At 61.1% G+C, this 24,100-nt stretch carries 25 protein-coding genes; 23 read left to right on the top strand and 2 right to left on the bottom strand.

Annotated features, from left to right (window positions below; genetic code table 11):
• Positions 1–181 precede the first annotated feature (181 nt).
• Positions 182–3,367, bottom strand: a complete 3,186-nt coding sequence (gene rne, locus Q7F16_RS27925; protein ID WP_046063680.1) for a ribonuclease E — start codon at positions 3,365–3,367, stop codon at positions 182–184.
• Positions 3,368–4,066: 699 nt separating this feature from the next.
• Here rne and rluC point away from each other — a divergent pair.
• From rluC to Q7F16_RS27910, 3 genes are read left to right on the top strand one after another with little or no spacing between them, the layout of a single operon-like run.
• Complete coding sequence (gene rluC / locus Q7F16_RS27920; protein WP_409557122.1) at positions 4,067–5,023, top strand: 23S rRNA pseudouridine(955/2504/2580) synthase RluC; 957 nt, start codon at positions 4,067–4,069, stop codon at positions 5,021–5,023.
• Complete coding sequence (locus tag Q7F16_RS27915) at positions 5,013–5,675, top strand: HAD-IA family hydrolase (protein ID WP_409557121.1); 663 nt, start codon at positions 5,013–5,015, stop codon at positions 5,673–5,675. Before rluC ends, Q7F16_RS27915 begins: the two co-directional genes overlap by 11 nt.
• Before the next feature lie 20 nt (positions 5,676–5,695).
• Complete coding sequence (locus tag Q7F16_RS27910) at positions 5,696–6,685, top strand: S49 family peptidase (RefSeq protein WP_409557120.1); 990 nt, start codon at positions 5,696–5,698, stop codon at positions 6,683–6,685.
• Between the two features lie 153 nt (positions 6,686–6,838).
• Here Q7F16_RS27910 and Q7F16_RS27905 read toward each other — a convergent pair whose 3' ends face one another.
• Positions 6,839–7,417: a Maf family protein gene (locus tag Q7F16_RS27905; protein WP_046063683.1), complete on the bottom strand. Its 579-nt coding sequence runs from the start codon at positions 7,415–7,417 to the stop codon at positions 6,839–6,841.
• Between the two features lie 105 nt (positions 7,418–7,522).
• On the opposite strand from Q7F16_RS27905, the gene Q7F16_RS27900 reads away from it, so the two are divergent.
• The 20 genes from Q7F16_RS27900 (at position 7,523) to Q7F16_RS27805 (ending at position 24,068) form a co-directional block, all read left to right on the top strand.
• On the top strand, positions 7,523–8,050 hold the full coding sequence (locus tag Q7F16_RS27900; protein WP_014339505.1) for a YceD family protein: 528 nt from the start codon (positions 7,523–7,525) through the stop codon (positions 8,048–8,050).
• 13 nt (positions 8,051–8,063) lie between these two features.
• Complete coding sequence (gene rpmF / locus Q7F16_RS27895; RefSeq protein WP_003179396.1) at positions 8,064–8,246, top strand: 50S ribosomal protein L32; 183 nt, start codon at positions 8,064–8,066, stop codon at positions 8,244–8,246.
• A 4-nt stretch (positions 8,247–8,250) separates the two neighbouring features.
• Positions 8,251–9,261, top strand: coding sequence for a phosphate acyltransferase PlsX (gene plsX, locus Q7F16_RS27890; protein WP_409557119.1), 1,011 nt, complete (start codon positions 8,251–8,253; stop codon positions 9,259–9,261).
• A gap of 123 nt (positions 9,262–9,384) precedes the next feature.
• Positions 9,385–10,323, top strand: coding sequence for an ACP S-malonyltransferase (fabD, locus tag Q7F16_RS27885; protein WP_409557118.1), 939 nt, complete (start codon positions 9,385–9,387; stop codon positions 10,321–10,323).
• A gap of 15 nt (positions 10,324–10,338) precedes the next feature.
• Positions 10,339–11,082 carry a 3-oxoacyl-ACP reductase FabG gene (gene fabG / locus Q7F16_RS27880; protein ID WP_003204256.1) on the top strand — a complete coding sequence of 248 codons (744 nt, stop codon included), beginning with the start codon at positions 10,339–10,341 and terminating at the stop codon, positions 11,080–11,082.
• Between the two features lie 191 nt (positions 11,083–11,273).
• Positions 11,274–11,510, top strand: coding sequence for an acyl carrier protein (gene acpP / locus Q7F16_RS27875; protein WP_003175607.1), 237 nt, complete (start codon positions 11,274–11,276; stop codon positions 11,508–11,510).
• Between the two features lie 108 nt (positions 11,511–11,618).
• Entirely contained in the window at positions 11,619–12,863 is a 1,245-nt protein-coding gene (gene fabF, locus Q7F16_RS27870; protein WP_018613569.1) for a beta-ketoacyl-ACP synthase II, read from the top strand.
• Positions 12,863–13,678 carry an aminodeoxychorismate lyase gene (gene pabC, locus Q7F16_RS27865; RefSeq protein ID WP_409557117.1) on the top strand — a complete coding sequence of 272 codons (816 nt, stop codon included), beginning with the start codon at positions 12,863–12,865 and terminating at the stop codon, positions 13,676–13,678. Before fabF ends, pabC begins: the two co-directional genes overlap by 1 nt.
• A 3-nt stretch (positions 13,679–13,681) precedes the next feature.
• A complete protein-coding gene (gene mltG / locus Q7F16_RS27860) occupies positions 13,682–14,842 on the top strand; it encodes an endolytic transglycosylase MltG (protein ID WP_409557116.1) in 1,161 nt (386 codons plus the stop codon).
• A gap of 19 nt (positions 14,843–14,861) precedes the next feature.
• A complete protein-coding gene (tmk, locus tag Q7F16_RS27855; RefSeq protein WP_046063688.1) occupies positions 14,862–15,494 on the top strand; it encodes a dTMP kinase in 633 nt (210 codons plus the stop codon).
• Positions 15,487–16,473 (top strand): DNA polymerase III subunit delta', encoded by a 987-nt coding sequence (locus Q7F16_RS27850; protein ID WP_046063689.1) that lies wholly within the window; start codon positions 15,487–15,489, stop codon positions 16,471–16,473. The genes tmk and Q7F16_RS27850 overlap by 8 nt, the downstream gene beginning before the upstream one ends.
• A 42-nt stretch (positions 16,474–16,515) precedes the next feature.
• Complete coding sequence (locus Q7F16_RS27845) at positions 16,516–16,872, top strand: PilZ domain-containing protein (protein WP_003204243.1); 357 nt, start codon at positions 16,516–16,518, stop codon at positions 16,870–16,872.
• A gap of 10 nt (positions 16,873–16,882) precedes the next feature.
• A complete protein-coding gene (locus Q7F16_RS27840) occupies positions 16,883–17,677 on the top strand; it encodes a TatD family hydrolase (RefSeq protein WP_409557115.1) in 795 nt (264 codons plus the stop codon).
• A 384-nt stretch (positions 17,678–18,061) separates the two neighbouring features.
• The gene (locus Q7F16_RS27835) at positions 18,062–18,700 is read left to right on the top strand and encodes a TetR/AcrR family transcriptional regulator (protein WP_003204240.1); all 639 of its coding nucleotides are present in this window, start codon (positions 18,062–18,064) and stop codon (positions 18,698–18,700) included.
• A 153-nt stretch (positions 18,701–18,853) separates the two neighbouring features.
• Positions 18,854–19,822, top strand: coding sequence for a GTP 3',8-cyclase MoaA (locus tag Q7F16_RS27830; protein WP_014339493.1), 969 nt, complete (start codon positions 18,854–18,856; stop codon positions 19,820–19,822).
• A gap of 216 nt (positions 19,823–20,038) precedes the next feature.
• Positions 20,039–20,644: a DUF4823 domain-containing protein gene (locus Q7F16_RS27825; RefSeq protein WP_409557114.1), complete on the top strand. Its 606-nt coding sequence runs from the start codon at positions 20,039–20,041 to the stop codon at positions 20,642–20,644.
• A gap of 15 nt (positions 20,645–20,659) precedes the next feature.
• Positions 20,660–21,220 carry a DUF1285 domain-containing protein gene (locus Q7F16_RS27820; RefSeq protein WP_013693990.1) on the top strand — a complete coding sequence of 187 codons (561 nt, stop codon included), beginning with the start codon at positions 20,660–20,662 and terminating at the stop codon, positions 21,218–21,220.
• Between the two features lie 174 nt (positions 21,221–21,394).
• On the top strand, positions 21,395–22,141 hold the full coding sequence (locus Q7F16_RS27815; protein WP_003204233.1) for a FadR/GntR family transcriptional regulator: 747 nt from the start codon (positions 21,395–21,397) through the stop codon (positions 22,139–22,141).
• Positions 22,138–23,013, top strand: coding sequence for an SMP-30/gluconolactonase/LRE family protein (locus Q7F16_RS27810; RefSeq protein ID WP_046063693.1), 876 nt, complete (start codon positions 22,138–22,140; stop codon positions 23,011–23,013). Before Q7F16_RS27815 ends, Q7F16_RS27810 begins: the two co-directional genes overlap by 4 nt.
• Before the next feature lie 236 nt (positions 23,014–23,249).
• Positions 23,250–24,068, top strand: a complete 819-nt coding sequence (locus Q7F16_RS27805; protein WP_046063694.1) for an SDR family oxidoreductase — start codon at positions 23,250–23,252, stop codon at positions 24,066–24,068.
• The last annotated feature ends 32 nt before the right edge of the window (positions 24,069–24,100 follow it).

The raw sequence follows: 24,100 nt of genomic DNA, 5'->3' as shown, positions 1-24,100 counted from the left end.
GCGAGCTGGCATTCAGCATTGATGCAAGCTGACCCGACGCCATCGCGAGCAGGCTCGCTCCCACATTGGATCTTCAGTTGGTATGAGTCTTGTGCCAGGTGTCAGCCCTTGTGGATAAGTATGAAGGCATAAAAAAGCCCCGCCTGGCATGACCAGGCGGGGCTTTTTACTGGGCGGTGGATCAGGCGTGAGGTTTAGGCTCGTGCTCTTTTTCCAGGGCTTCAGTGTGACGCGGCGCGACTTCTTCAGCAGTTTGCTGAGGTTCGTCGAATGCCGGAGCCGATTCAGTCGGGGTCTCGGCGACCGGGGCAGGGGCTGCCTCGGCGACTTCTTCCACGACTGGAGCTGGCTCGGCAGCAGGCGCTTGAGCGGCGGCTTGTTCGGCTTCCTTCTGCAGACGCTCGGCTTCACGCTTGCGACGGCGCACTTCACGCGGATCGTTCGGCGCGCGGCCATTGGCGGTCAGGGCGCTGGCAGGTGCTGGCTCTTCAACCGGGGCAGGTGCTTCGGCAACCACGGGCGCTTCGACCACTGGAGCAGGCTCGACCACTTCTGGCTCGACCGCTTTCACGGGCTCTGGTGTCGGCTCAGGCTCGACAACAGGTGCTGGCGCGGCTGGCTCGGCGGTCCAGTTGAACGCAGTCTGCTCCTCGCGGGCAGGCTCTGGTGCCTTTTCCTCGACCGGTGCTTCGAAGGCTGGCTCAGCGGCTACCACTGGCTGCTCGACGACCGGTGCAGGCTCGGCGACCACTTCAGCTTCAGCAACCTGGGCTTCACGGACCGGGGCGACTTCCACTTCTGGCGAAGCAGTGGCTTCCACCGGAGTAGTGGCTTCGACCACAGGCGCTTCAACCGGCGCGCTTTCCACGGCAGCGGTAGCGCGTTCGGCTTGTTCGTGAGCCTCGGCTTCGGCTGGGGCGCTGATCGCGCTGCTGGCTACGGCCGCAGTTACGGCCAGGCCGGCGGCCAAGTCCGCAGCGCTTGGCGCTTCGGCGTTCTCGGAGGACTCGGACTCTTCCGAACCTTCGATCACGTTGCCGTTGGCGTCGCGCTGACGCTCACGACGGTTGCTGCGACGACGCTGGCCACGGGAGCGGCGGCGTGGACGATCGCCTTCGGCGGTGTCCTGGCCGTCTTCCTGCAACTGCTCTTCGGCGTTCAGTACTTCTTCTTCGCTGGCAGCGGCGGCTGCCTGCTCGGCGCGTGGCTGGCGCTCTTCACGTGGAGGACGCGGTGCACGTTCTTCACGAGGCTGGCGGGCCGGACGCTCTTCAGCGGTGGCGGCGGCAGCCGGGGCGGCATCCAGTGGCTCGCGCAGTTCGCGAACACGCTCTTCACGCTCGCCACGTGGCTTGCGATCTTCACGCGGTGCGCGCGGCTGGCGCTCTTCACGCGGCGGGCGCGGTGCGCGTTCTTCGCGGGCTACGGCTGGCGCTTCCTCACGGGCTTCGCGCGGCTGACGCTCTTCACGCGGCTCACGTGGCGCACGCTCTTCACGCGGAGCACGTTCTTCGCGAGGTTTGCGTTCTTCGTCACGACGACCGTTGCGGTTGCGGGTCTGTTGGCGACCGTTGCGGCGTTCTTCGTTGCGGGCAGGACGCTCGGTCGTGGCAGGTTTGGTGACGACGGCCGGGGCAGCAGGTTCTTCCTTGGTGGCGAACAGGCTGACCAGCGACTTCACCAGGCCTTTGAACAGGCTTGGCTCTGGTGCAGCGGCCGGGGCGGCAACCGGAGCGGCCACTTCGGTCGGAACCGGAGCATTGGCGCGGGCCGGTGCGGTCTTGACCGCTGCTTCCTGGCGAACCAGGGTGCGAGTGGCGGCGGCGGCCGGCTGGACTTCTTCCACTTCGGCAGCGGCAGCAGCGATTTCGTAGCTGGACTGGTTGGTGTGGGCTTCCGGGCTGTCATCGCGCAGGCGCTGCACTTCGAAGTGCGGCGTCTCGAGGTGATCGTTCGGCAGGATGACGATACGGGCACGGGTGCGCAGTTCGATCTTGGTGATCGAGTTGCGTTTTTCGTTGAGCAGGAACGCGGCCACCGGGATCGGCACCTGGGCGCGAACTTCTGCGGTGCGGTCTTTCAGGGCTTCTTCTTCGATCAGACGCAGGATCGCCAGGGACAGCGACTCGACGTCACGGATGATGCCGGTGCCGTTGCAACGTGGGCACACGATACCGCTGCTTTCGCCCAGGGACGGACGCAGGCGCTGACGGGACATTTCCAGCAGGCCGAAGCGCGAGATACGACCGACCTGTACGCGGGCGCGGTCGGCTTCCAGGCATTCACGGACCTTTTCTTCCACGGCGCGTTGGTTCTTGGCCGGGGTCATGTCGATGAAGTCGATGACGATCAGGCCGCCGATGTCGCGCAGGCGCAACTGACGGGCGATTTCCTCGGCCGCTTCAAGGTTGGTCTGCAGGGCGGTTTCTTCGATGTCGCTACCTTTGGTGGCGCGCGCCGAGTTGATGTCGATGGACACCAGGGCTTCGGTCGGGTCGATGACGATGGAGCCGCCGGACGGCAGTTCGACGACGCGCTGGAAGGCGGTCTCGATCTGGCTTTCGATCTGGAAACGGTTGAACAGCGGAACGCTGTCTTCGTAGAGCTTGATCTTGCTGGCGTACTGCGGCATCACCTGGCGAATGAAGGTCAGGGCTTCGTCCTGGGCTTCGACGCTGTCGATCAGCACTTCGCCGATGTCCTGGCGCAGGTAATCGCGGATGGCGCGGATGATCACGTTGCTTTCCTGGTAGATCAGGAACGGCGCGGAGCGATCCAGCGAGGCTTCTTTGATGGCGGTCCACAGTTGCAGCAGGTAATCGAGGTCCCACTGCATTTCTTCGCTGCTGCGGCCAAGGCCGGCAGTACGCACGATCAGGCCCATGTCGGCAGGTGCGACCAGGCCATTGAGGGCTTCACGCAGTTCGTTGCGCTCTTCGCCTTCGATGCGGCGGGAGATGCCGCCGGCACGCGGGTTGTTCGGCATCAGGACCAGGTAGCGGCCAGCCAGGCTGATGAAGGTGGTCAGGGCTGCGCCCTTGTTGCCACGTTCTTCTTTTTCGACCTGAACGATGACTTCCTGGCCTTCGCTCAGGACGTCCTTGATGTTGACGCGGCCTTCAGGGGCCTTCTTGAAGTATTCGCGGGAGATTTCTTTGAGGGGCAGGAAGCCGTGGCGCTCGGAGCCGAAATCGACAAAGGCAGCCTCAAGGCTTGGTTCGATGCGAGTAATCCGGCCTTTATAGATGTTGGCCTTCTTCTGCTCGCGTGCACCGGATTCGATATCCAGGTCGTAGAGGCGCTGGCCATCTACCAGTGCAACACGCAACTCTTCGGGTTGAGTTGCGTTAATCAGCATTCTTTTCATGTAGTACCGTCGGTTTCCGGGCTGCCGGAAACGGCGTTCGGCACACACGACTTCTCACGGTCGGTGTCAGGTGCGTCCTGGAGATGGCAAGGCCACTCCAGTGTCCAGCGAGTTCGACCCAATGATGGCGAAGTCGCGACGGACGCGTCCTGCTTGCTGGTACTCAAGCACTCAGTCAGGAGGAGGAATCAACCGGCGCCTGTGGACGAGATGAAGCGTCTAAATATAAGCCTAGTGCTACACAGTCCGACGGTTGTACATCTCCACCCTACACGTATCCCTGATAATTCGGGTGCTGCCGCGCGCAGAATCCGCAGCGGGTTGGCATTTACCGTGAGCTCCGGAAGGGGAGGTCACGCATCATGGCTAATTTAGGCGTTGTTTCCGAAGCATTCGCTCGGGGTCGTTCGCAGCTGACTGCACTTTGTGAACTGGCCGTGAATGTGGCGCGCAAGGCGAGTCAAAACTCTGCTTTGCGGCGTATTTCAGGCCTCATGTCACCTGCGCTCGTTACACCTGAAAACTCTACCGTTACGTAGCGAAAGCCCCGTAGGACGGCCTCTCGTCCTCGTGAATTGCGTTGGTCAGGGCCGGTTTTTGACCGTTAGTCCACTGTCCAGCCACTTTTGGCGGCGTTCGCGACTATAGCAGCAATGATTAAGTGCTTCAATTCCATAAAAAATTGTTATGATCGCCGCCATGACAACTACTGCCCCTTCGACCCCAGCCGTTCAACTGCTCGAGGTCTCGCCGGAATATGCCGGCCAACGAATCGATAATTTCCTGCTGGCCCGGCTAAAAGGCGTGCCCAAGACCTTGATCTACCGCATTTTGCGCAAAGGCGAAGTGCGGGTGAACAAAGGTCGGATCAAGCCCGAATACAAGCTCCAGGCCGGTGATATCGTGCGCGTGCCGCCGGTTCGCGTGCCCGAGCGCGATGAGCCGGTGCCCCTGGCCCAGGGGCTTCTGCAGCGCCTTGAAGCATCGATTGTCTATGAAGACAAAGCCCTGATCGTGATCAACAAGCCTGCGGGCATTGCGGTTCACGGCGGCAGCGGCCTGAATTTCGGTGTGATCGAAGCCTTTCGTCAGTTGCGTCCGGACGCCAAGGAGCTGGAACTGGTCCATCGCCTCGACCGCGACACCTCCGGCCTGCTGATGATCGCCAAGAAGCGCAGCATGTTGCGTCACCTGCACGAGCAATTGCGTGGCGACGGCGTCGACAAGCGCTACATGGCGCTGGTGCGTGGCCGCTGGGAAACGTCCATCAAGCAAGTCCGGGCGTCGTTGCTCAAGAGCAACCTGCGTTCCGGCGAGCGCATGGTTGAAGTCAACGAGGAGGGCAAGGAAGCGCTGACGGTGTTCAAGGTGCTGCGTCGCTTCGACGACTTCGCCACCCTGATCGAGGCCAAGCCCGTGACCGGGCGTACCCACCAGATTCGTGTCCATACCTTGCACGCCGGGCATTGCATCGCCGGTGACAGCAAATACGGCGATGACGATTTCACCAAGGAAATCCGCGACCTGGGCGGCAAGCGCCTGTTCCTCCATGCCTATATGCTCACCGTGCCACTGCCCGATGGTGGCGAACTGAAATTGCAGGCTCCGGTGGATGACATGTGGGCCAAGACCGTGGAGCGGTTGAGTGCATCCTGACTACAAATTGCTGATCTTCGATTGGGACGGCACTCTTGCCAATTCCATCGGTCGGATCGTGGAGTCGATGCATGTCGCATCGGATCGCTCGGGTTTTGCCCGATGCGACGATTTTGCGGTGAGGGGCATCATCGGCTTGGGATTGCCGGAGGCGATTCGCAGCCTGTACCCGGAGATCGACGACGATGAGCTGGTGGTTTTTCGCCAGCATTATGCCGATCACTACATTGCGCTGGAGGCTGAGCCTTCGCCGTTGTTCGAGGGCGTGGTTCATACCCTTGAAACCTTGAAGGGCGAGGGTTATTGCTTGGCGGTCGCGACCGGCAAGGCGCGTCGCGGGTTGGATCGGGTATTGAAGGCCCATGGTTGGGACGATTACTTCGATATCACCCGTGCCGCCGATGAGACGGCGAGCAAGCCGCATCCGTTGATGCTCGAGCAGATACTGGCTCATTGTGGGGTTCGGCCTGCGCAGGCGTTGATGGTGGGCGATTCTTCGTTCGACCTGCAAATGGCGCGCAACGCCGGCATGGGCTCGGTGGCTGTGAGCTACGGTGCGCAGTCCATCGAGGCGCTCAAGGCGTTCGAGCCGCGACTGGCGATTGACCAATTTCCTGAATTGCACGCCTGGCTGAGCCGGCGCGCCGATTAAAGTCTGTTGAGGATGCATGTATGACCGATGAATGGAAGGCACCGGCCAAGGCGAGCGCTGACAACGGTGACGAAAAAAGCTGGAAGCTGCTGGAAAAGACCCTGTTGGCCGGGGTGGAGGAACAGCGTCGTGCGCGCCGCTGGGGGATCTTCTTCAAGTGCCTGGTCTTCATCTATCTGTTTTTCGGCTTGGCGATGATCTTCCAGGCCGTAGATGGGAAGAAAATTTCGGGCGGTGGTTCGGCCTATACGGCGGTCATCGACATCGAGGGCATGATTGCCGACAAGGAAGCGGCCAGCGCGGACAACATCATCGGCAGCCTGCGGGCCGCGTTCGAGGATTCGAAGGTCAAGGGCGTGGTGCTGCGCATCAACAGTCCAGGTGGCAGCCCGGTACAGGCAGGCTACGTCTATGACGAAATCGTCCGCTTGCGTACGGCGCATCCGAATATCAAGGTCTACGCGGTGATTTCCGACCTCGGTGCCTCCGGTGCCTATTACATCGCCAGTGCGGCGGACCAGATCTATGCCGACAAGGCCAGCCTGGTGGGTTCCATTGGCGTGACGGCGGCGGGTTATGGTTTCGTCGAGACGCTGGGCAAGCTTGGGGTGGAGCGACGGGTCTATACCGCGGGCGAGCACAAATCCTTCCTTGATCCGTTCCAGCCGCAAAAGCCTGAGGAAACGGCTTTCTGGCAGGGTGTGCTTGACACCACTCATAAGCAGTTCATCGCCAGCGTCAAGAAGGGGCGGGGCGAGCGTCTGAAGGACAAGGAGCATCCAGAGCTGTTCTCCGGGCTGGTCTGGTCGGGCGAGCAGGCGTTGCCGCTGGGCTTGATCGATGGCTTGGGCAGCGCCAGTTCGGTGGCGCGGGACGTGATCGGCGAGAAGGAGTTGGTGGATTTCACCGTCGAAGAATCGCCGATCGACCGTTTCTCGAAAAAACTGGGGGCAAGCATCGCCGAGCATCTGGCGATGTGGATGGGCTTCCAGGGGGCTGCACTGCGCTAGCTTAGATATTCTGTGGCTAGACGGGTTGATCTGTGGGAGCAAAGCTTGCTCGCGATGAACGATAACCCGGCTAGTCTGCATCACCGCAGCGCCTGCATCGCGGGCAAGCCTTGCTCCCATAAATGAATCCCTTCGCCATACGTGTATGTTGGATCAGGGAACCTGCACGCCCTCAGCCAGCAACATATCCACGAGGCGAATCAGCGGCAGGCCGATCAGGCTGGTGGCGTCCGGCCCTTCGGTGCTCTGGAACAGGCTTACGCCCAGCCCCTCGGCCTTGAAGCTGCCGGCGCAGTCGTAGGGCTGCTCGGCGCGCAAGTAGCGTTCGACGCGCTCTGGGTCCAGGGTGCGCATATTGACGGTAAACGGAACGCAATCGACCTGGTAGGCGCCGGTCTGGCTGTTGAGCAGCGTCAGGCCGGTCAGGAACGTGACCCTGGCGCCGCTGGCGGCCAGCAATTGTTCGCGTGCATTTTCGAAGGTGTGGGGCTTGCCCAGGATGCGCTGGCCGAGCACGGCGACTTGGTCTGAGCCGATTATCAGGTGCCCTGGATAACTTTCAGCCAGTGCCAGGGCTTTTTCCCGGGCCAGGCGCTTGACCAGTTCAAGGGCGGGCTCGCCGGGGCGATGGCTTTCGTCGATGTCGGGTGAGCAGCAGACGAACGGCAATCCCAGGCGGGCAAGCAATTCCCGGCGATAGACCGAGCTTGAGGCAAGTAATAAAGGCAGCATGGGCGGCTCCAAAAGGCAGGGCTGAATTCTAGCGAGGCGCGCAAGTGACGGACAGGGCTGAATTTCCTTTGACATGGCCGGGGGCATCCCTATAATGCTGCGCCTATGTTGAATGACCCGATTCCACCTCACGTTGACCCGCGCAAATTGGCTGACCGTGGCACCACCCTTCAAGGTGAACTGCTGCTGGCCGATTTGAAGAGACTCTGCGACCCGCTTTCCGACAATGTCGGTACGGTCCAGGCCAAATTCGTTTTTGAACGAGATGAACGTAAATCTGTGGTTATCCACAGCTTTATCGACACTGAAGTCAAAATGGTTTGCCAGCGTTGTCTTGAGCTGGTCACCCTGCCGATCCACAGCGAATGCAGTTACGCCGTGGTGAAGGAGGGTGCGAATACCCAGTCGTTGCCGAAAGGTTATGACGTGCTGGAACTGGGCGAAGATCCATTGGATCTGCAGTCACTGATCGAGGAGGAGCTTCTGCTCGCCTTGCCCATTGTGCCTGCTCATCATCCGGAAGAATGCCAGCAGCCGGCGGGAGCAGATGAGCCCGAACCGAGCGAGGACGAGGTAACGCGGTCCAACCCGTTCAGTGTATTGGCGCAGTTAAAGCGTGACCCAAACGTTTAGGAGTTAATCAATTATGGCTGTTCAGCAGAACAAAAAATCCCGCTCTGCCCGTGACATGCGCCGTTCGCACGACGCTCTCGAGGCTAGCACCCTGTCCGTAGAAAAAACCACTGGTGAAGTTCACCTGCGTCACCACGTATCGCCAGAAGGCGTATACCGTGGCCGTAAAGTGATCGACAAGGGCGCTGACGAGTAATCACTTGTCCGCTCAAGTCATCGCGATTGACGCAATGGGCGGGGACTTCGGTCCCCGCAGCATTGTTCAGGCCAGCCTTGCTTGTCTGAATGCTACACCCTCGCTGCACCTGACCCTCGTCGGTCAACCCTCCCTCCTGGAAGAAATGCTCAGCGGCCAATCGGCTGTCGATCGCGCGCGCCTGGCAATTGCCCCGGCGTCCGAAATCATCACCATGGACGAAAAGCCGGCCCAGGCCCTGCGTGGCAAGCCTGACGCCTCGATGCGGGTAGCCCTTGAGCTGTTGCGCGATGGCAAGGTCCAGGCATGTGTCAGTGCCGGCAATACCGGTGCGCTGATGGCGCTGTCGCGCTATGTACTCAAGACCTTGCCGGGTATCGACCGGCCTGCGATGGTGGCGGCGATTCCGACCCAGCGTGGGTTTTGCCAATTGCTCGACCTGGGGGCCAACGTCGATTGCAGTGCCGAACATTTGCTGCAATTTGCGGTGATGGGCTCGGTCGCGGCTGAAACCCTGGGTGTCGTGCGTCCTCGTGTGGCGTTGCTGAACATCGGCACCGAAGACATCAAGGGCAACCAGCAGGTCAAGCTGGCGGCCACGCTGCTGCAGGGCGCGCGCGGCATCAACTACATCGGCTTCGTCGAAGGCGATGGCTTGTACCGTGGCGAGGCCGATGTGGTGGTGTGCGATGGCTTCGTCGGCAACATCCTGCTCAAGTCCAGCGAGGGGCTGGCGACCATGATCGGCCAGCGCATCGAGGCCTTGTTCAAGCAGAGCTTCGCCTCGCGGGTAGTGGGCGCCCTGGCACTGCCGTTGATGCGTCGGTTGCAGGCCGACCTGGCGCCGGCGCGGCACAACGGTGCGAGTTTCCTCGGGTTGCAGGGCATCGTGATCAAGAGCCACGGTTCGGCGGGCGTGCAGGGTTTCCAGAGCGCGATCAACCGGGCAGTGATCGAGATCCAGGAAAACCTGCCGGAGCGCTTGCGCGGTCGCCTCGAGGATTTGTTAACTTAGGCGTTTTCGTCCGACAATGCTTAAATGTGACCGGTCGGTTCAAGCCGCCATCCAACTTTCAGTTTGCTAGCGCCCCCAGGGGCGTCAATTTTTGACGACAAGATCATTAGGGGCTTTGTTTTCATGTCTGCTTCCCTCGCATTCGTCTTTCCAGGACAGGGCTCGCAGTCCCTCGGCATGCTGGCCGAGTTGGGCGCGCAATACCCGCTGATCCTCGAAACATTCAAAGAAGCTTCCGATGCGCTCGGCTATGACCTCTGGGCACTGACCCAGCAAGGGCCGGAAGAGCGCCTCAATCAAACCGATAAAACCCAACCAGCCATCCTGACCGCCTCTATCGCATTGTGGCGCCTGTGGCTGGCTGAAGGCGGCGCGCGTCCGGCATTCGTCGCCGGTCACAGCCTGGGTGAATACAGCGCCCTCGTAGCTGCTGGCAGCCTGAGCCTGGGCGACGCGGTGAAGCTGGTGGAGCGTCGTGGCCAGTTGATGCAGGAAGCGGTTCCGGCCGGGCAGGGCGGCATGGCCGCGATCCTCGGCCTGGAAGACGCCGATGTGCTGGCCGCCTGTGCCGAAGCGGCGCAAGGCGATGTGGTCAGTGCGGTGAACTTCAACTCCCCGGGCCAAGTGGTCATCGCCGGTGCCAAGGCCGCTGTCGAGCGCGCCATCGAGGGCTGCAAGGCCCGTGGCGCCAAGCGCGCCATGCCGCTGCCGGTCAGCGTGCCGTCGCACTGCGAGCTGATGCGTCCGGCTGCCGAGCGCTTTGCCGAATCCATCGCCGCCATCGACTGGCAGGCCCCGCAGACTCCCGTGGTGCAGAACGTCAGCGCCAACGTGGCGCCGGATCTCGAGACCCTCAAGCGGGATCTGCTGGAACAACTCTACAAGCCGGTTCGCTGGGTCGAATCGGTGCAGACCCTGGCGGCCAAGGGCGCGACCGAGCTGGTCGAATGCGGCCCTGGCAAAGTGCTGGCAGGCCTGAACAAACGCTGCGCCGAAGGCGTGTCGACTTCCAACCTCAACACCCCAGACGCCTTCGCTGCCGCCCGTGCAGCGCAGGCCTGAACAGGAGAAGCTTGCATGAGTCTGCAAGGTAAAGTTGCACTGGTGACCGGTGCAAGCCGTGGCATCGGCCAGGCCATCGCCCTGGAACTGGGTCGTCAAGGCGCCATCGTTATCGGCACCGCGACTTCCGCTTCGGGCGCCGAGCGTATCGCCGCGACCCTGAAGGAAAACGGCATCCAAGGCACCGGCCTTGAGCTGAACGTCACCAGCGACGAATCCGTGGCGGCGGTGCTGGCAAGCATTCAGGAGCAGTTCGGTGCGCCGGCGATCCTGGTCAATAATGCCGGTATCACCCGCGATAACCTGATGATGCGCATGAAAGATGACGAATGGTTCGACGTGATCGACACCAACCTGAACAGTCTGTACCGGCTGTCCAAGGGCGTTTTGCGCGGCATGACCAAGGCTCGCTGGGGTCGAATTATCAGTATCGGTTCGGTTGTGGGTGCCATGGGCAACGCAGGCCAAGTAAACTATGCTGCGGCGAAGGCCGGTCTGGAAGGTTTCAGCCGTGCGCTGGCGCGTGAAGTGGGTTCGCGCTCGATTACGGTAAACTCGGTTGCACCGGGTTTCATCGACACCGACATGACCCGTGAACTGCCAGAAGCACAGCGTGAAGCCTTGTTGACGCAGATTCCGCTGGGTCGTCTGGGGCAAGCTCAAGAAATCGCGTCCGTGGTCGCTTTTCTTGCGTCGGACGGTGCGGCATACGTGACCGGGGCTACAATCCCGGTAAACGGCGGGATGTACATGAGTTAAATGTGACGGATTGCTTCAAAAAAATGTCATACGAGCTGTCTAAAATCCGTTATAAAGCTGCAATCAATTTATAGACGGCGGGCCGCAGGGTTTGAGGAGTGAAGCTTTCGGTTGAAAAACCGAAAAGTTCTTCTATACACTTACCCACCGGCCAGCTGCCTGAATTTGTCCATTAGGAGTGAAAACAAGGTATGAGCACCATCGAAGAGCGCGTCAAGAAAATCGTTGCCGAGCAACTGGGCGTTAAAGAAGAAGAAGTTGTGAACACCGCTTCCTTCGTTGAAGACCTGGGTGCCGACTCCCTTGACACTGTTGAGCTGGTGATGGCTCTGGAAGAGGAATTCGAGACCGAGATTCCTGACGAAGAAGCTGAGAAGATCACTACTGTACAAGCTGCTATCGACTACGTTACCAGCCACCAGGCGTAATCGTTTTTAGTCGTCGCTAGCTGTCATGGAAAAACCGCACTGCCATCACGGCGTGCGGTTTTTTCTTTAGGCCTGATGCAAAGTCGTCATTAGAAAAAGGAGAGTGCTGTGTCGCGTAGACGCGTCGTAGTCACCGGTATGGGTATGTTGTCGCCACTGGGCACGGATGTGCCGAGCAGTTGGCAGGGCATTCTGGCTGGCCGCAGTGGCATTGGTCTGATCGAACACACCGACCTTTCTGCCTATTCCACCCGTTTTGGCGGCTCGGTAAAGGGCTTCAATGTCGAGGAATACCTGTCGGTCAAGGAAGCTCGCAAACTTGACCTGTTCATTCAATACGGCCTGGCAGCCGGTTTCCAGGCAGTGCGCAACGCCGGGCTGGAAGTCACCGACGCCAACCGTGAACGCATCGGCGTGGCCATGGGTTCGGGTATTGGCGGCTTGACCAATATCGAAGAAACCAGCCGCACGCTGCACGAATCGGGGCCGCGACGGATTTCTCCGTTCTTCGTGCCGGGCTCGATCATCAACATGATTTCCGGTTTCCTGTCCATCCACCTGGGTGCACAGGGCCCCAACTACGCCATTGCCACGGCGTGCACCACCGGTACCCACTGCATCGGCATGGCCGCGCGTAACATCATGTACGACGAAGCCGACGTGATGATTGCCGGCGGCGCCGAGATGGCGGCTTGCGGCCTGGGCATGGGTGGCTTTGGCGCTTCCCGCGCGCTGTCGACCCGCAACGACGAGCCCGCCCGCGCGAGCCGGCCGTGGGACAAGGGCCGTGATGGCTTCGTGCTGTCCGACGGTGCCGGTGCGCTGGTGCTCGAGGAGCTGGAGCACGCCAAGGCGCGTGGCGCGACCATCTATGCCGAGCTGATCGGCTTTGGCACCAGTGGTGATGCGTACCACATGACGTCGCCACCGGCCGATGGCGCCGGTGCTGCCCGTTGCATCGCCAACGCCTTGCGTGATGCGAAACTCAACGGCGAGCAGGTGCAGTACATCAACGCCCACGGCACTTCGACCCCGGCCGGCGACCTGGCCGAAGCCCAGGCGATCAAGACCGTGTTCGGCGAGCACGCGTACAAGCTGGCGGTCAGCTCGACCAAGTCCATGACCGGTCACCTGCTGGGTGCGGCAGGGGCGGTGGAAGCGATCTTCAGCGTCCTGGCGATCAACAGCCAGACAGCGCCGCCGACCATCAACCTCGATGAGCCGGACGAAGGCTGCGACCTGGACTTCGTGCCGCACACTGCCCGCAGCATGGACATCGATGTGGTGCTGTCCAACTCCTTCGGCTTTGGCGGGACCAACGGTTCGCTGGTGTTCCGCCGGTTCGCCGGTTGATGGAAAGCTGGGTCGACGGTCAGCCGGCCGACGTCCTGTCGCTGAAAGATCGTGGCCTGGCTTACGGCGATGGGTTGTTCGAGACCCTCGCCGTGCACGATGGCAGACCGGTGTTGCTTGAGCGTCACCTGCAACGCCTGGAAACCGGTTGCCGGCAGTTGGCTCTCAATGTCGACATGAGCGCGTTGAGCACCGAGCTGAATGCCTATGCCCGGTGCCTGGGCGCCGGCGTGCTGAAGCTGATCGTGACCCGTGGCGACAGTCTGCGCGGTTATGCCGCAGATCCCTCGACCTCGGCCCGGCGCATCCTGCAAGGGAACCCACCTGCCGCTTATCCCGTCGCCCATGCCGAACAAGGCGTTCTGCTGTTTCCCTGCAGCGTGCGGTTATCCGAACAGCCCTTGCTCGCCGGCCTCAAGCACCTCAATCGCCTGGAACAAGTGCTGGCTCGTGCCGAATGGAGTGACGGGCAGTACGCCGAAGGCCTGATGCTGGATACGTCCGGGCGGGTGATCGAAGGTGTGTTCAGCAACCTGTTCCTGGTGCGCGATGGCGTGTTGTTCACGGCGGACCTGAGCCGTTGCGGCGTGGCCGGCGTGATGCGCGCAGAATTATTGTTTCAAGCCAAGTCCCAAGGCATCGCCACGCAAATCACGGATATCAGTCTCGAACAGCTGCACCAGGCTGATGAAGTCTTCGTCTGCAACAGCGTTTATGGCGTGTGGCCGGTACGCGGATGCGGTTCGGCACGCTGGTCGGTTGGCCCGCTCACCCGTAAACTGCAAACCCTTGCCCGTGCGCTATTGGATGTTTGATTCGTGAGACGTAAATTCTTGCTGCTGCTGGAGACCGGACTGGTTCTGGCAGGGCTGTTGTTGGGCGCTTCGGCCTGGAAGATTCATTCGGCGCTGCAACAGCCGCTGAATATCACCCAGGAAGAATTGCTGGACGTGCCCAACGGGACCACCCCGACCGGAACCCTCAAGCGCCTCGAAGCCGATGGCCTGATCAAGGACGCCTTCTGGCTGCGGATCTATTGGCGCTTCAATCTCGCTGGCCAGCCGTTGCACTCCGGTGAATATCGGATGGTGCCGGGCATGACCATGGAAGGCCTGATCGGTGTCTGGAAGCGCGGCGAAGTGGTGCAGTACAGCGTAACGCTGGTGGAGGGCTGGAACTTCCGCCAGGTGCGCGCCGCACTGGCCAAGGATGAAAAGCTCCAGCAGACCCTCACCGGCCTGAGCGACAGCCAGGTCATGGACCGTCTTGGTCACCCCGGGATATTTCCCGAAGGCCGGTTCTTCCCGGACACCTATCGCTTCGTGCGCGGCACCTCGGATGTCGACCTGCTGCAAAAAGCCTACGACCGCCTGGAAGACGTGCTCGCCAAGGAGTGGGCGCAACGTGCCGCCGATGTGCCTTACACCCAGCCGTATCAGGCGCTGATCATGGCGTCGTTGGTGGAGAAGGAAACCGGCGTGCCCCAGGAACGTGGGCAGATTGCCGGCGTCTTTGTGCGGCGTATGCGCCTGGGCATGCTGCTGCAGACCGATCCCACGGTGATCTATGGCCTGGGCGAGCGCTACACCGGCAAGCTCACCCGCGCCCATCTGAAAGAAGAAAACCCCTATAACACCTACCTGATCCCGGGCTTGCCGCCGACGCCGATTGCGATGGTTGGGCGCGAAGCGATTCATGCGGCATTGAACCCGGTGTCGGGCAACAGCCTTTACTTCGTCGCGCGCGGTGACGGCAGCCACGTGTTTTCCGATGACTTGGAGTCGCACAACAACGCGGTGCGTGAATTCCAACTCAAGCGCCGTGCCGATTACCGCTCCAGCCCGGCCCCGGCAACATCGGACGAACAGGCACCCATTCCCGCGGCATCACCCGACACGGCGCCCGACGCTGTACCCCAGGTGCCGCCCCAAGTGCCTGCTCCCGAACCGGATGCCAGCGAGCCGCCGAGCCCGCAATGACTTTGATTAAGGATCGCCTGTGACTGGCTTGTTTATAACGCTGGAAGGCCCGGAAGGCGCCGGCAAGAGCACTAACCGCGAATACCTGGCCGAACGCCTGCGGGCTGCCGGCATCGAGGTGGTGTTGACCCGCGAGCCGGGCGGTACGCCGCTGGCCGAGCGAATTCGCGAGGTGCTGCTGGCGCCCATTGAAGAGGTCATGAACCCCGACACCGAGCTGTTGCTGGTGTTCGCGGCCAGGGCACAGCATCTGGCCGAGGTGATTCGCCCGGCGCTGGCTCGTGGCGCGGTGGTGCTCTGCGATCGTTTTACCGATTCGACCTATGCCTACCAGGGCGGCGGCCGGGGCTTGTCCGTGGAGCGCATCGCCGCGTTGGAAACCTTCGTCCAGGGTAACCTGCGACCAGACCTGACCCTGGTGTTCGACCTGCCGGTGGAAATCGGCCTGGCCCGCGCCAGTGCCCGTGGTCGGCTGGATCGTTTCGAGCTTGAGGGCCAGGCTTTCTTCAACGCCGTGCGCAGTGCCTTCCTGAGTCGCGCCAAGGCCGATCCGGCGCGTTACCTGCTGATCGATGCGGCGCAACCGCTGGCCCAGGTCCAACAATCCCTGGACGGCTTGCTGCCGCGTTTACTGGAGCGTGTCCGTGGCTGAAGCCTATCCCTGGCAAGACGGCCTCTGGCAGCAACTGGCCGGTCGTGCCCAGCATGCCCATGCCTATCTGTTGCATGGCCCGGCCGGCATCGGCAAGCGGGCACTGGCCGAACGCCTGATGGCCAGCCTGCTGTGCCAGCGTCCGGGTGTCTCGAACGCCTGTGGCGAGTGCAAGTCCTGTCTGCTACTCAGGGCCGGCAGCCATCCCGACAATTATGTGCTGGAACCGGAAGAGGCGGACAAGGCGATCAAGGTCGACCAGGTTCGGGACCTGGTCAGCTTCGTGGTCCAGACCTCACAAATGGGCGGGCGCAAGGTGGTGCTGATCGAGCCCGTCGAGTCGATGAACATCAACGCTGCCAACGCCTTGCTTAAAAGTCTCGAAGAACCTTCTGGCGACACCGTGCTGTTGCTGGTCAGCCACCAGCCGAGTCGCTTGCTGCCGACCATCAAGAGTCGCTGCGTGCAACAGGCCTGCCCGCTGCCGAGCGAGGCGATGAGCTTGCAGTGGCTGGCCCAGGCCTTGCCCGACAGCAGCGACGAAGAGCGTGTCGAGCTGCTGACCCTGGCGGCCGGCTCGCCCCTGGCGGCTGTCAGCCTTCAGGCCCAGGGTGTGCGGGAACAACGGGCCCTGGTGGTGGACGGGGTCAAGAAACTGCTCAAGCAGCAGCAGTCCCCCACGCAACTGGCTGAGGGTTGGAACGCGATCCCGTTGCTCTTGCTGTTTGACTGGTTCTGTGACTGGTCGAGCCTGATCCTGCGTTACCAATTGACCGAGGACGAGGCTGGCCTGGGGTTGGCGGACATGCGCAAGGTGATCCAGTACCTGGCGCAAAAAAGCAGCCAGGATAAAATCTTGAACATTCAAGACTGGATTCTTGCCCAACGTCAGAAGGTGCTGGGCAAAGCGAACCTCAATCGGGTGCTGTTGCTCGAGGCGCTGTTGGTGCAGTGGGCGAGTTTGCCTGGTCGAAGTTGACAGGTACCGCCTAAACTCAGCTCAATCGCAGCGGAGATCAGCATGAACGAACCTGTCAGTCCCGGGCCACGCAATGGCATCCTGTCCCTGACTATCAAGGACAAGTCGGTGCTTTACGCCGCCTACATGCCCTTCATCAAGAACGGTGGCCTGTTCATTCCGACCAACAAGAATTATCGCTTGGGCGATGAAGTGTTCATGCTCTTGAGCTTGATGGATGAAGCGGAAAAGATCCCGGTCGCCGGCAAGGTGATCTGGATGACGCCCAAAGGCGCCCAGGGCAATCGGGCCGCCGGCGTCGGTGTGCAATTCAGCGACGGCGACAATTCCGCTCGCAATCAGATCGAAACCCACTTGGCCGGCTCCCTGAAGTCCGACCGTCCCACCCATACGATGTAGCCGGCCTTTTATGCTTGTAGATTCCCATTGTCACCTTGACCGTCTCGACCTCGCTGCCCATGGCGGCTCCCTGGATGCTGCGCTGGACGCGGCCCGTGAACGGGGTGTCGGTCATTTCCTGTGCATCGGCGTCAGCGTCGATAACGCCGCCGACGTCAAGGCCCTGGCCGAACGTTATGCCGACGTCGATTGCTCGGTCGGTGTTCACCCGCTGGATGTCCAGCCCGACGCCGCGCCGGCGCTCGATTGGCTGTTGCGTGAGCTGGACCATCCACGGGTAGTCGCCATCGGCGAAACCGGCTTGGACTATCACTACGAACCGGAAGCCGCCGACGTGCAGCAGGCGTCGTTCCGGCTGCACCTGGAGGCCGCCCGGCAGACCGGCAAGCCGGTGATCATCCACACCCGTGGCGCCCGGGCCGACACCCTGACCTTGCTGCGTGACGCCGCGCTGTCCCAGGCCGGGGTGCTGCATTGCTTCACTGAAGACTGGGACATGGCCAAGGCCGCCCTGGACATGGGCTATTACATTTCCTTGTCCGGGATTGTCACGTTCCGTAATGCCGATGCATTGCGCGACGTTGCCAGCAAAGTGCCGGCTGATCGGCTGTTGGTGGAGACCGATTCGCCTTACCTGGCGCCCATTCCCTATCGTGGCAAGCCGAACCTTCCGCAATACGTACGGGAAGTGGCAGAGTTTCTGGCGATGCTGCGCGGTGAGTCCTACGAGCGGTTTGCCGAGCAGACGACGGAAAATTTTAAGCAATTGTTTCCGCTGGCTCATGTGCGTTCGGCGCAAGCCTGAATTCCATGCAAAAAAAACCCGGGTTCTGGGGGGTGAATCCGGGTTAAGACCATTAGGAGTAAAACAAAGGTACGCGGTCCGTTGGTACCTTCATCAGCGCGTCACTTGGGGGAGATGTCGCGCCGACAGTTCAAGTATTGATCAGTATGCCAACCCGTCCAGTCTGGCCGGGGCGGTTTTTAAACAAATTTGGAATACGCTCGCTTCGGATAAGTTCTCACTGTCGCCAAAGCTCGCAGGCGCGGCGCATTGGCGCGAGGAACGGCGAGCCGGGTGCGCACGGTTTTGTGAAGAACAGTGGCCGAGAACGGATGATCCGTGCATTTTTGCGTAAGTTAGGCATAATACCCGGCTTCGAATTTTGACCCTTCAGACCTTTTTCTTATGCACAAAGAACCCCGTAAGGTCCGTGAGTTTCGCCGCCGCGAGCAGGAAATTCTCGACACCGCGCTCAAGTTGTTCCTCGACCAGGGTGAAGACAGTGTCACCGTCGAGATGATTGCGGATGCCGTGGGTATCGGCAAAGGCACGATTTATAAACATTTCAAATCCAAGGCGGAGATCTACCTGCGCCTGATGCTCGACTACGAGCGCGATTTGAACGAGCTGCTGCACTCGGCCGATGTGGACAAGGACAAGGAGGCCCTGTCCCGGGCCTACTTCGAGTTCCGCATGCGCGACCCGCAGCGCTACCGCTTGTTCGATCGCCTGGAAGAGAAGGTGGTCAAGGGCAACCAGGTGCCGGAGATGGTCGAGGAGCTGCACAAGATCCGCGCCTCGAACTTCGAACGCCTGACCCTGCTGATCAAGGGCCGGATCAGCGAAGGCAAGCTTGAAGACGTGCCGCCTTATTTCCATTACTGCGCCGCTTGGGCGCTGGTGCACGGCGCGGTGGCGCTGTATCACTCGCCGTTCTGGAGCAACGTGCTGGAAGACCAGGAAGGTTTCTTCCAGTTCCTGATGGACATCGGCGTGCGCATGGGCAACAAGCGCAAGCGCGATACCGACGTCCCAAGCAGCTAAGGCCGCACAGGCCAAGACATTCAGCTGCCTTATTGCGCCATGTCCGCTTACATGGCGCAGTGTCCCAGTAATATACTCAGGCTTGGGTCTTGCGAAATCTTGATTTCTAGGTCAATTTTCGCGAGTCCGATTTTTCTTGTGCCGGAGTGATCCATGATCGTTGACCGTCAAGGCAGGCGTTTCCGTAATCTGCGGATAAGCCTGACCTCCGCCTGCAATTACGCCTGTACCTACTGCGTGCCTGACGGCAAGCGGCTGGTGGCTGCGCAGGATGAACTGTCGGCCGAGGCCATGGCGCGCGGCGTAGCCTATTTGATCGAGGCCGCCGGCATCGAGCGGCTGCGCATCACTGGCGGCGAACCGTTGGTCAGCCCCAAGCTCGAGCGTTTCATGACGGCGGTGGGGCAGATGGGCCTGGAGGACATCAGCCTTACCACCAATGGCCAGTTGCTGGCGAAAAAGCTGCCGTTGCTGGTAGACGCCGGTATCCGTCGCATCAACGTTTCCCTCGACACCCTGGACCCCGCCGCGTTTCGCAGTATCGCCCGTGGCGGCGACCTGGCGACTGTGCTCGACGGCATGGAACAGGCCCGGGCTACCGGGATGAAGATCAAGGTCAACATGGTGCCGTTGCGCGGGCAGAACCTGGATCAGGTGATGCCTTTGCTCGAATACTGCCTGGAACGTGGCTATGAGTTGCGTTTCATCGAGTTGATGCGCATGGGGCACCTGGCCAGCGACTCCAACGCATTTTTGCAGCAGTTCGTCAGCCTCCAGCAATTGCTCAGCCTGATTGGCGATCAATACGAATACCTGCAAGCCGACGCTCCGGTGGATGCCACGGCGGTGCGCTATGAGATACCGGGGCTGGGGCACTTTGGCGTGATCGCCAACGAAAGCGTGCCTTTCTGCCGTACCTGCTCACGGTTGCGGTTGTCTTCCACGGGTTGGCTGCATGGCTGCCTGTCGTCGAGTAACCGTCACTTCGTCGGCGACCTGCTGGACAAGCCTCGTCACCAGGCCTTGCCGGCGCTTCAGCGCTTGTTGGTCAAGGCGTTGGGGGACAAGCAGGAAGTGGCATTCTCCGGCGGCGCGACCATCATGAAGATCATCGGCGGCTGAATAAGGCTTTTGTGGCGAGGGAGCTTGCTCCCGCTCGGCTGCGAAGCAGTCGCAACGATGCTGATGCCTAGAGGGGCCGCTTCGCAGCCCAGCGGGAGCAAGCTCCCTCGCCACAGGGTATTCCAAGGCTGAGACCCAACCATCCTGCAAGCTGGCGCAAAAGCTGCATCCCACGACCATTCGCCGGTTTTCCGACACCGGTTTTTGGAGGGTAGGATGCGTAGCCTGGTTTTGCTGCTGGTCGTTTTGGCGCTTGGTGGCTGCATGAATGTCAGCGACATGGGAGAGGGCGTTCGTTATCACATGAGCGACGCCGGCCTGCTGGATCATAGCGACAGCCGTCGTGTGAACAACCTGCGTATTCAGCCCGACTCGTTTATCTACATCGCCCAGGGCGCCTTTGCTCCGCCAGGCAGTGCCTATCCGCGTCCCAACGTCGTGGCCGAAGAAGCCTTCAATGGCTTCATTGAATATTTCCCCATGGTCCGTCGCGCCCGTGTTCCCGAAGGCCTTGACCAGGCCATGGGCGAAGCCCGTTCCGCCGGCGCCCATTATTTGCTGTACACCCGCTTCGCCAAGGCCGACAACCGCATTGGCAACACTGACGAATGGCAGGATGAAGAAGCCGTGGATCGTCTGGGCGTCGATACCAGCGTGATTCAAATCATGTTGATCGAGACCAGCACCCAGTATTTGATTGATACTGCACGCATCAAGAGTCGTGGCGGTTTACTGACGTTGCACGACAAGCAGCCACAAGACCTCATCGCCACGCCTTTGCGTGAATATGCCCGCAGCCTGCTGGGGATGAGCGACGAATAAATATAAGGAGTCACCATGAGCGGACCGCAAAAAGCCAATGACTTGCTGGGGCAGATCCCCAAGACCAAAGGCCTGCCGCCGGTCCACTTGTGGAACCCCGACTTCTGCGGCGACATCGACATGCGCATCGCCCGGGACGGCACCTGGTATTACCTGGGCACGCCCATCGGGCGAAAGCCGATGGTCAAGCTGTTCTCCACCATCATCCGCCGCGACGGCGATGATTACTTCCTGATTACCCCTGTGGAAAAAGTCGGCATCAAGGTCGATGACGCGCCGTTCGTGGCCGTGACCCTCGAAGTCGAAGGGCAGGGGGAAGGGCAGTTGTTGCGCTTCACCACCAATGTCGAGGAAACCACTGAGGCCGGTGCCGAGCATCCGCTGCGGGTGGTGATCGATCCCCAGACCCAGGAACCCGCGCCCTACGTGCACGTGCGCAGCAACCTCGAAGCGCTGATCCATCGCAATGTGTTCTACCAACTGGTGGAGCTGGCGGTCAGCCGCGAGATTGACGGGCAGCGCTGGTTGGGTGTGTGGAGTGGCGGTGAGTTTTTCCCCATCGGCCTGGAACCGTAAACCCTGTGGGAGCGAGCTTGCTCGCGAAGGCGCCGGCCCATCCAACATCTCCTCAACTGACCCACCGCTTTCGCGAGCGAGCCCGCTCCCACAGGGGTATGCAAAATTCAAATTGACACCCAATCGTATGATGATTAGCGTGGGCCTCCAATAAGAGTGGCCCGCGGGGTTTTCATGTCCAGCAGTTTTCATGCATCGACCGTCGATTGGCTGGGGGGCTGGATCGCCGCCGGCCAGGTCAAGCCTGGGCAAACCATCAAGGTCGAAGCGGACTTGGGCGAGCAACTGGGCGTCAGTCGCACGGTGATTCGCGAGGCGATCAAGACCCTGGTGGCCAAAGGCATGCTGGAAGTCGGGCCGAAAGTCGGCACGCGGGTGTTGCCGGTACGACGCTGGAACCTGTTCGACCCCCAAGTGGTTGGCTGGCTGTCACGCAGCGGCCTGCCGGAAAACTTTGTCGATGACTTGCTGGACCTGCGTCGCACCATCGAGCCGATGGCGGTGCGCTGGGCCTGCGAGCGGGCCACGGCCGATCAGGTGCAGGCGATCCGCCTGGCCTACCATGCGCTGGAGCGCGCCGTGGACAGCGGCGCCGATTACAACCGTGCCGACCAGTTTTTCCATGAGTGCATCCTCGCTGCCAGCCATAATCAGTTCATCGAGCAAATGGTCCCGGCCCTCGGTGCGCTGCTGGCGGTGTCGTTCGAAGTATCGGCGGCCGACCCGGATGAACTGCGCCGAACCTTGCCCATCCACAAGGACATCGCCGACGCCATCGCCGCCCGTGACGCGGCCCGTGGCGTCTGGGCCTGCATGACCCTGATCGATAACGCTGATCTGGCCATCAAACGCTTTTACCCCAATGTCATGGCCGGTCGAACAGACGCTGCCGGGCAAGCCGGGAACGGGAGGTTTCAATGAAGTGGACGGCTGTGACGGAACACCGGGCGAAGTTGGGCGAGGGGCCCTTCTGGGACGAGCCGACCCAGGCGTTGTATTGGGTCGATATCGCCGGCAAGCAGGCACTGCGGCTGATCGGCGCCAACGTACAGATCTGGCAGATGCCCGAGCATGTGTCCGCTTTCATTCCGACCCAGAGTGGCGACGCCTTGGTGACCCTGAGCAGTGGGGTCTACCGCCTCGATCTCGATTCTCCGGGCCTGGAACCGCGCCTGACACTGCTGTGCATGGCCGATCCCCAGCCAGGCAATCGTCCTAATGAGGCCCGTTGCGACGGCCTGGGTCAACTCTGGCTCGGCACCATGCAGAACAACATCGGTGACGAAGGCGAGGATTTACCGATCGAGCGGCGCTCCGGCGGGCTGTTTCGTGTCGGTGGTGATGGCCGGGTCATGCCCTTGTTGCGCGGGCTGGGCATTCCGAACACGTTGCTCTGGAGCCCCGATGGCACCACGGTGTATTTCGGCGAGAGCCTGGATGGCACGTTGTATCGGCACTTTATCTACCCTGAGGGCAACCTGGCGCCTGCCGAAGTCTGGTTCGGCCCCCATCCCCGTGGCGGCCCGGATGGTTCGGCGATGGATGCCCGGGGCTATATCTGGAACGCCCGTTGGGACGGCAGTTGCCTGTTGCGGCTGAACCCCGACGGCCAGGTCGATCGGGTGATCGAACTGCCCGTCAGCCGCCCGACCAGTTGTGTGTTCGGCGGTGAAGACCTCAAGACGTTGTACATCACCAGCGCGGCAAGCCCATTGGGTCATCCGCTGGACGGTGCCGTGCTGTCGATGCGTGTCGACGTGCCGGGCGTGGCGTGTACAAGGTTTGCAGGTTGAATCCCAAAATATGGGATGTAAATATATATATTGAGATTATTTGGCGGCCGGGTTTATAGTCGGCTCCATCGGCAATACGCACTCACACTAAAAAAACAAAACAGGTGAAGTGATGCAACGATCTTTCCCCGTACGCCCCGGCGGCGTGCGCCGGCCACTGTTCTTTCAAGCGCCTTTGCGCCGGTCATCCGTGGATGCCCGGTTTTTGTCGTGCCCGCGCACAGGAGTCTTGAACCATGGCTGAGCCCTTGGTCTTGCCCTCCGTGCCGGAGCCACCGAAGGGCGAGCGCCTGAAAGACAAGGTCGTGCTGTTGACCGGTGCCGCCCAAGGCATTGGCGAGGCCATCGTCGCGGCGTTCGCGTCGCAACAGGCCCGGTTGGTGATCAGTGATATCCAGGCGCAGAAGGTTGAGGCGGTGGCCGCCCATTGGCGTGAACGCGGGGCCGACGTGCAAGCGCTGCAGGTCGATGTGTCGAAGCAGCAGGACTTGCAGGCCATGGCCCGGCGCGCCGTCGAGCTGCACGGTCGCATCGATGTGTTGGTCAACTGCGCTGGCGTCAATGTCTTCCGTGACCCGCTGGAAATGACCGAAGAGGACTGGCGTCGCTGCTTCGCCATCGATCTGGACGGCGCCTGGTACGGGTGCAAGGCAGTGTTGCCACAGATGATCGAGCAGGGCGTGGGCAGCATCATCAACATTGCCTCCGTTCATTCGTCCCACATCATTCCCGGCTGTTTCCCTTACCCGGTGGCCAAGCATGGCCTGCTCGGCCTGACTCGCGCCCTGGGCATCGAATACGCGCCCAAAGGGGTACGCGTCAACGCCATCGCCCCGGGTTACATCGAAACCCAACTGAACGTCGACTACTGGAACGGCTTTGCCGATCCCCATGCCGAACGCCAGCGTGCGCTGGATCTGCATCCGCCACGGCGCGTCGGGCAACCGATCGAAGTGGCAATGACGGCCGTGTTCCTGGCCAGTGACGAAGCACCGTTTATCAATGCCTCATGCATCACCATCGATGGGGGACGTTCGGTCATGTACCACGACTGAATATTCCTGGATTGCAGTGGGAAACTTCGCCT

Source organism: Pseudomonas sp. Lb2C2 (assembly GCF_052112205.1).
Classification (GTDB): Bacteria; Pseudomonadota; Gammaproteobacteria; order Pseudomonadales; family Pseudomonadaceae; genus Aquipseudomonas; species Aquipseudomonas kilonensis.
Note: the sequence above shows the minus strand (reverse complement) of the source record. Positions and strands in the feature narration are given on the sequence as shown.

What these genes read in the sequence shown, in the direction of transcription:
- Q7F16_RS27825 (WP_409557114.1), top strand. Translation starts at nt 20,039, where the DNA reads ATGCGTAGCCTGGTTTTGCTGCTGGTCGTTTTGGCGCTTGGTGGCTGC.
- Q7F16_RS27810 (WP_046063693.1), top strand. Translation starts at nt 22,138, where the DNA reads ATGAAGTGGACGGCTGTGACGGAACACCGGGCGAAGTTGGGCGAGGGG.
- Q7F16_RS27820 (WP_013693990.1), top strand. Translation starts at nt 20,660, where the DNA reads ATGAGCGGACCGCAAAAAGCCAATGACTTGCTGGGGCAGATCCCCAAG.
- Q7F16_RS27910 (WP_409557120.1), top strand. Translation starts at nt 5,696, where the DNA reads ATGACCGATGAATGGAAGGCACCGGCCAAGGCGAGCGCTGACAACGGT.
- rpmF (WP_003179396.1), top strand. Translation starts at nt 8,064, where the DNA reads ATGGCTGTTCAGCAGAACAAAAAATCCCGCTCTGCCCGTGACATGCGC.
- Q7F16_RS27900 (WP_014339505.1), top strand. Translation starts at nt 7,523, where the DNA reads ATGTTGAATGACCCGATTCCACCTCACGTTGACCCGCGCAAATTGGCT.
- fabG (WP_003204256.1), top strand. Translation starts at nt 10,339, where the DNA reads ATGAGTCTGCAAGGTAAAGTTGCACTGGTGACCGGTGCAAGCCGTGGC.
- Q7F16_RS27815 (WP_003204233.1), top strand. Translation starts at nt 21,395, where the DNA reads ATGTCCAGCAGTTTTCATGCATCGACCGTCGATTGGCTGGGGGGCTGG.
- fabD (WP_409557118.1), top strand. Translation starts at nt 9,385, where the DNA reads ATGTCTGCTTCCCTCGCATTCGTCTTTCCAGGACAGGGCTCGCAGTCC.
- pabC (WP_409557117.1), top strand. Translation starts at nt 12,863, where the DNA reads ATGGAAAGCTGGGTCGACGGTCAGCCGGCCGACGTCCTGTCGCTGAAA.
- Q7F16_RS27805 (WP_046063694.1), top strand. Translation starts at nt 23,250, where the DNA reads ATGGCTGAGCCCTTGGTCTTGCCCTCCGTGCCGGAGCCACCGAAGGGC.
- rne (WP_046063680.1), bottom strand. Translation starts at nt 3,367, where the DNA reads ATGAAAAGAATGCTGATTAACGCAACTCAACCCGAAGAGTTGCGTGTT.
- rluC (WP_409557122.1), top strand. Translation starts at nt 4,067, where the DNA reads ATGACAACTACTGCCCCTTCGACCCCAGCCGTTCAACTGCTCGAGGTC.
- Q7F16_RS27840 (WP_409557115.1), top strand. Translation starts at nt 16,883, where the DNA reads ATGCTTGTAGATTCCCATTGTCACCTTGACCGTCTCGACCTCGCTGCC.
- Q7F16_RS27845 (WP_003204243.1), top strand. Translation starts at nt 16,516, where the DNA reads ATGAACGAACCTGTCAGTCCCGGGCCACGCAATGGCATCCTGTCCCTG.
- acpP (WP_003175607.1), top strand. Translation starts at nt 11,274, where the DNA reads ATGAGCACCATCGAAGAGCGCGTCAAGAAAATCGTTGCCGAGCAACTG.
- Q7F16_RS27830 (WP_014339493.1), top strand. Translation starts at nt 18,854, where the DNA reads ATGATCGTTGACCGTCAAGGCAGGCGTTTCCGTAATCTGCGGATAAGC.
- Q7F16_RS27835 (WP_003204240.1), top strand. Translation starts at nt 18,062, where the DNA reads ATGCACAAAGAACCCCGTAAGGTCCGTGAGTTTCGCCGCCGCGAGCAG.
- Q7F16_RS27905 (WP_046063683.1), bottom strand. Translation starts at nt 7,417, where the DNA reads ATGCTGCCTTTATTACTTGCCTCAAGCTCGGTCTATCGCCGGGAATTG.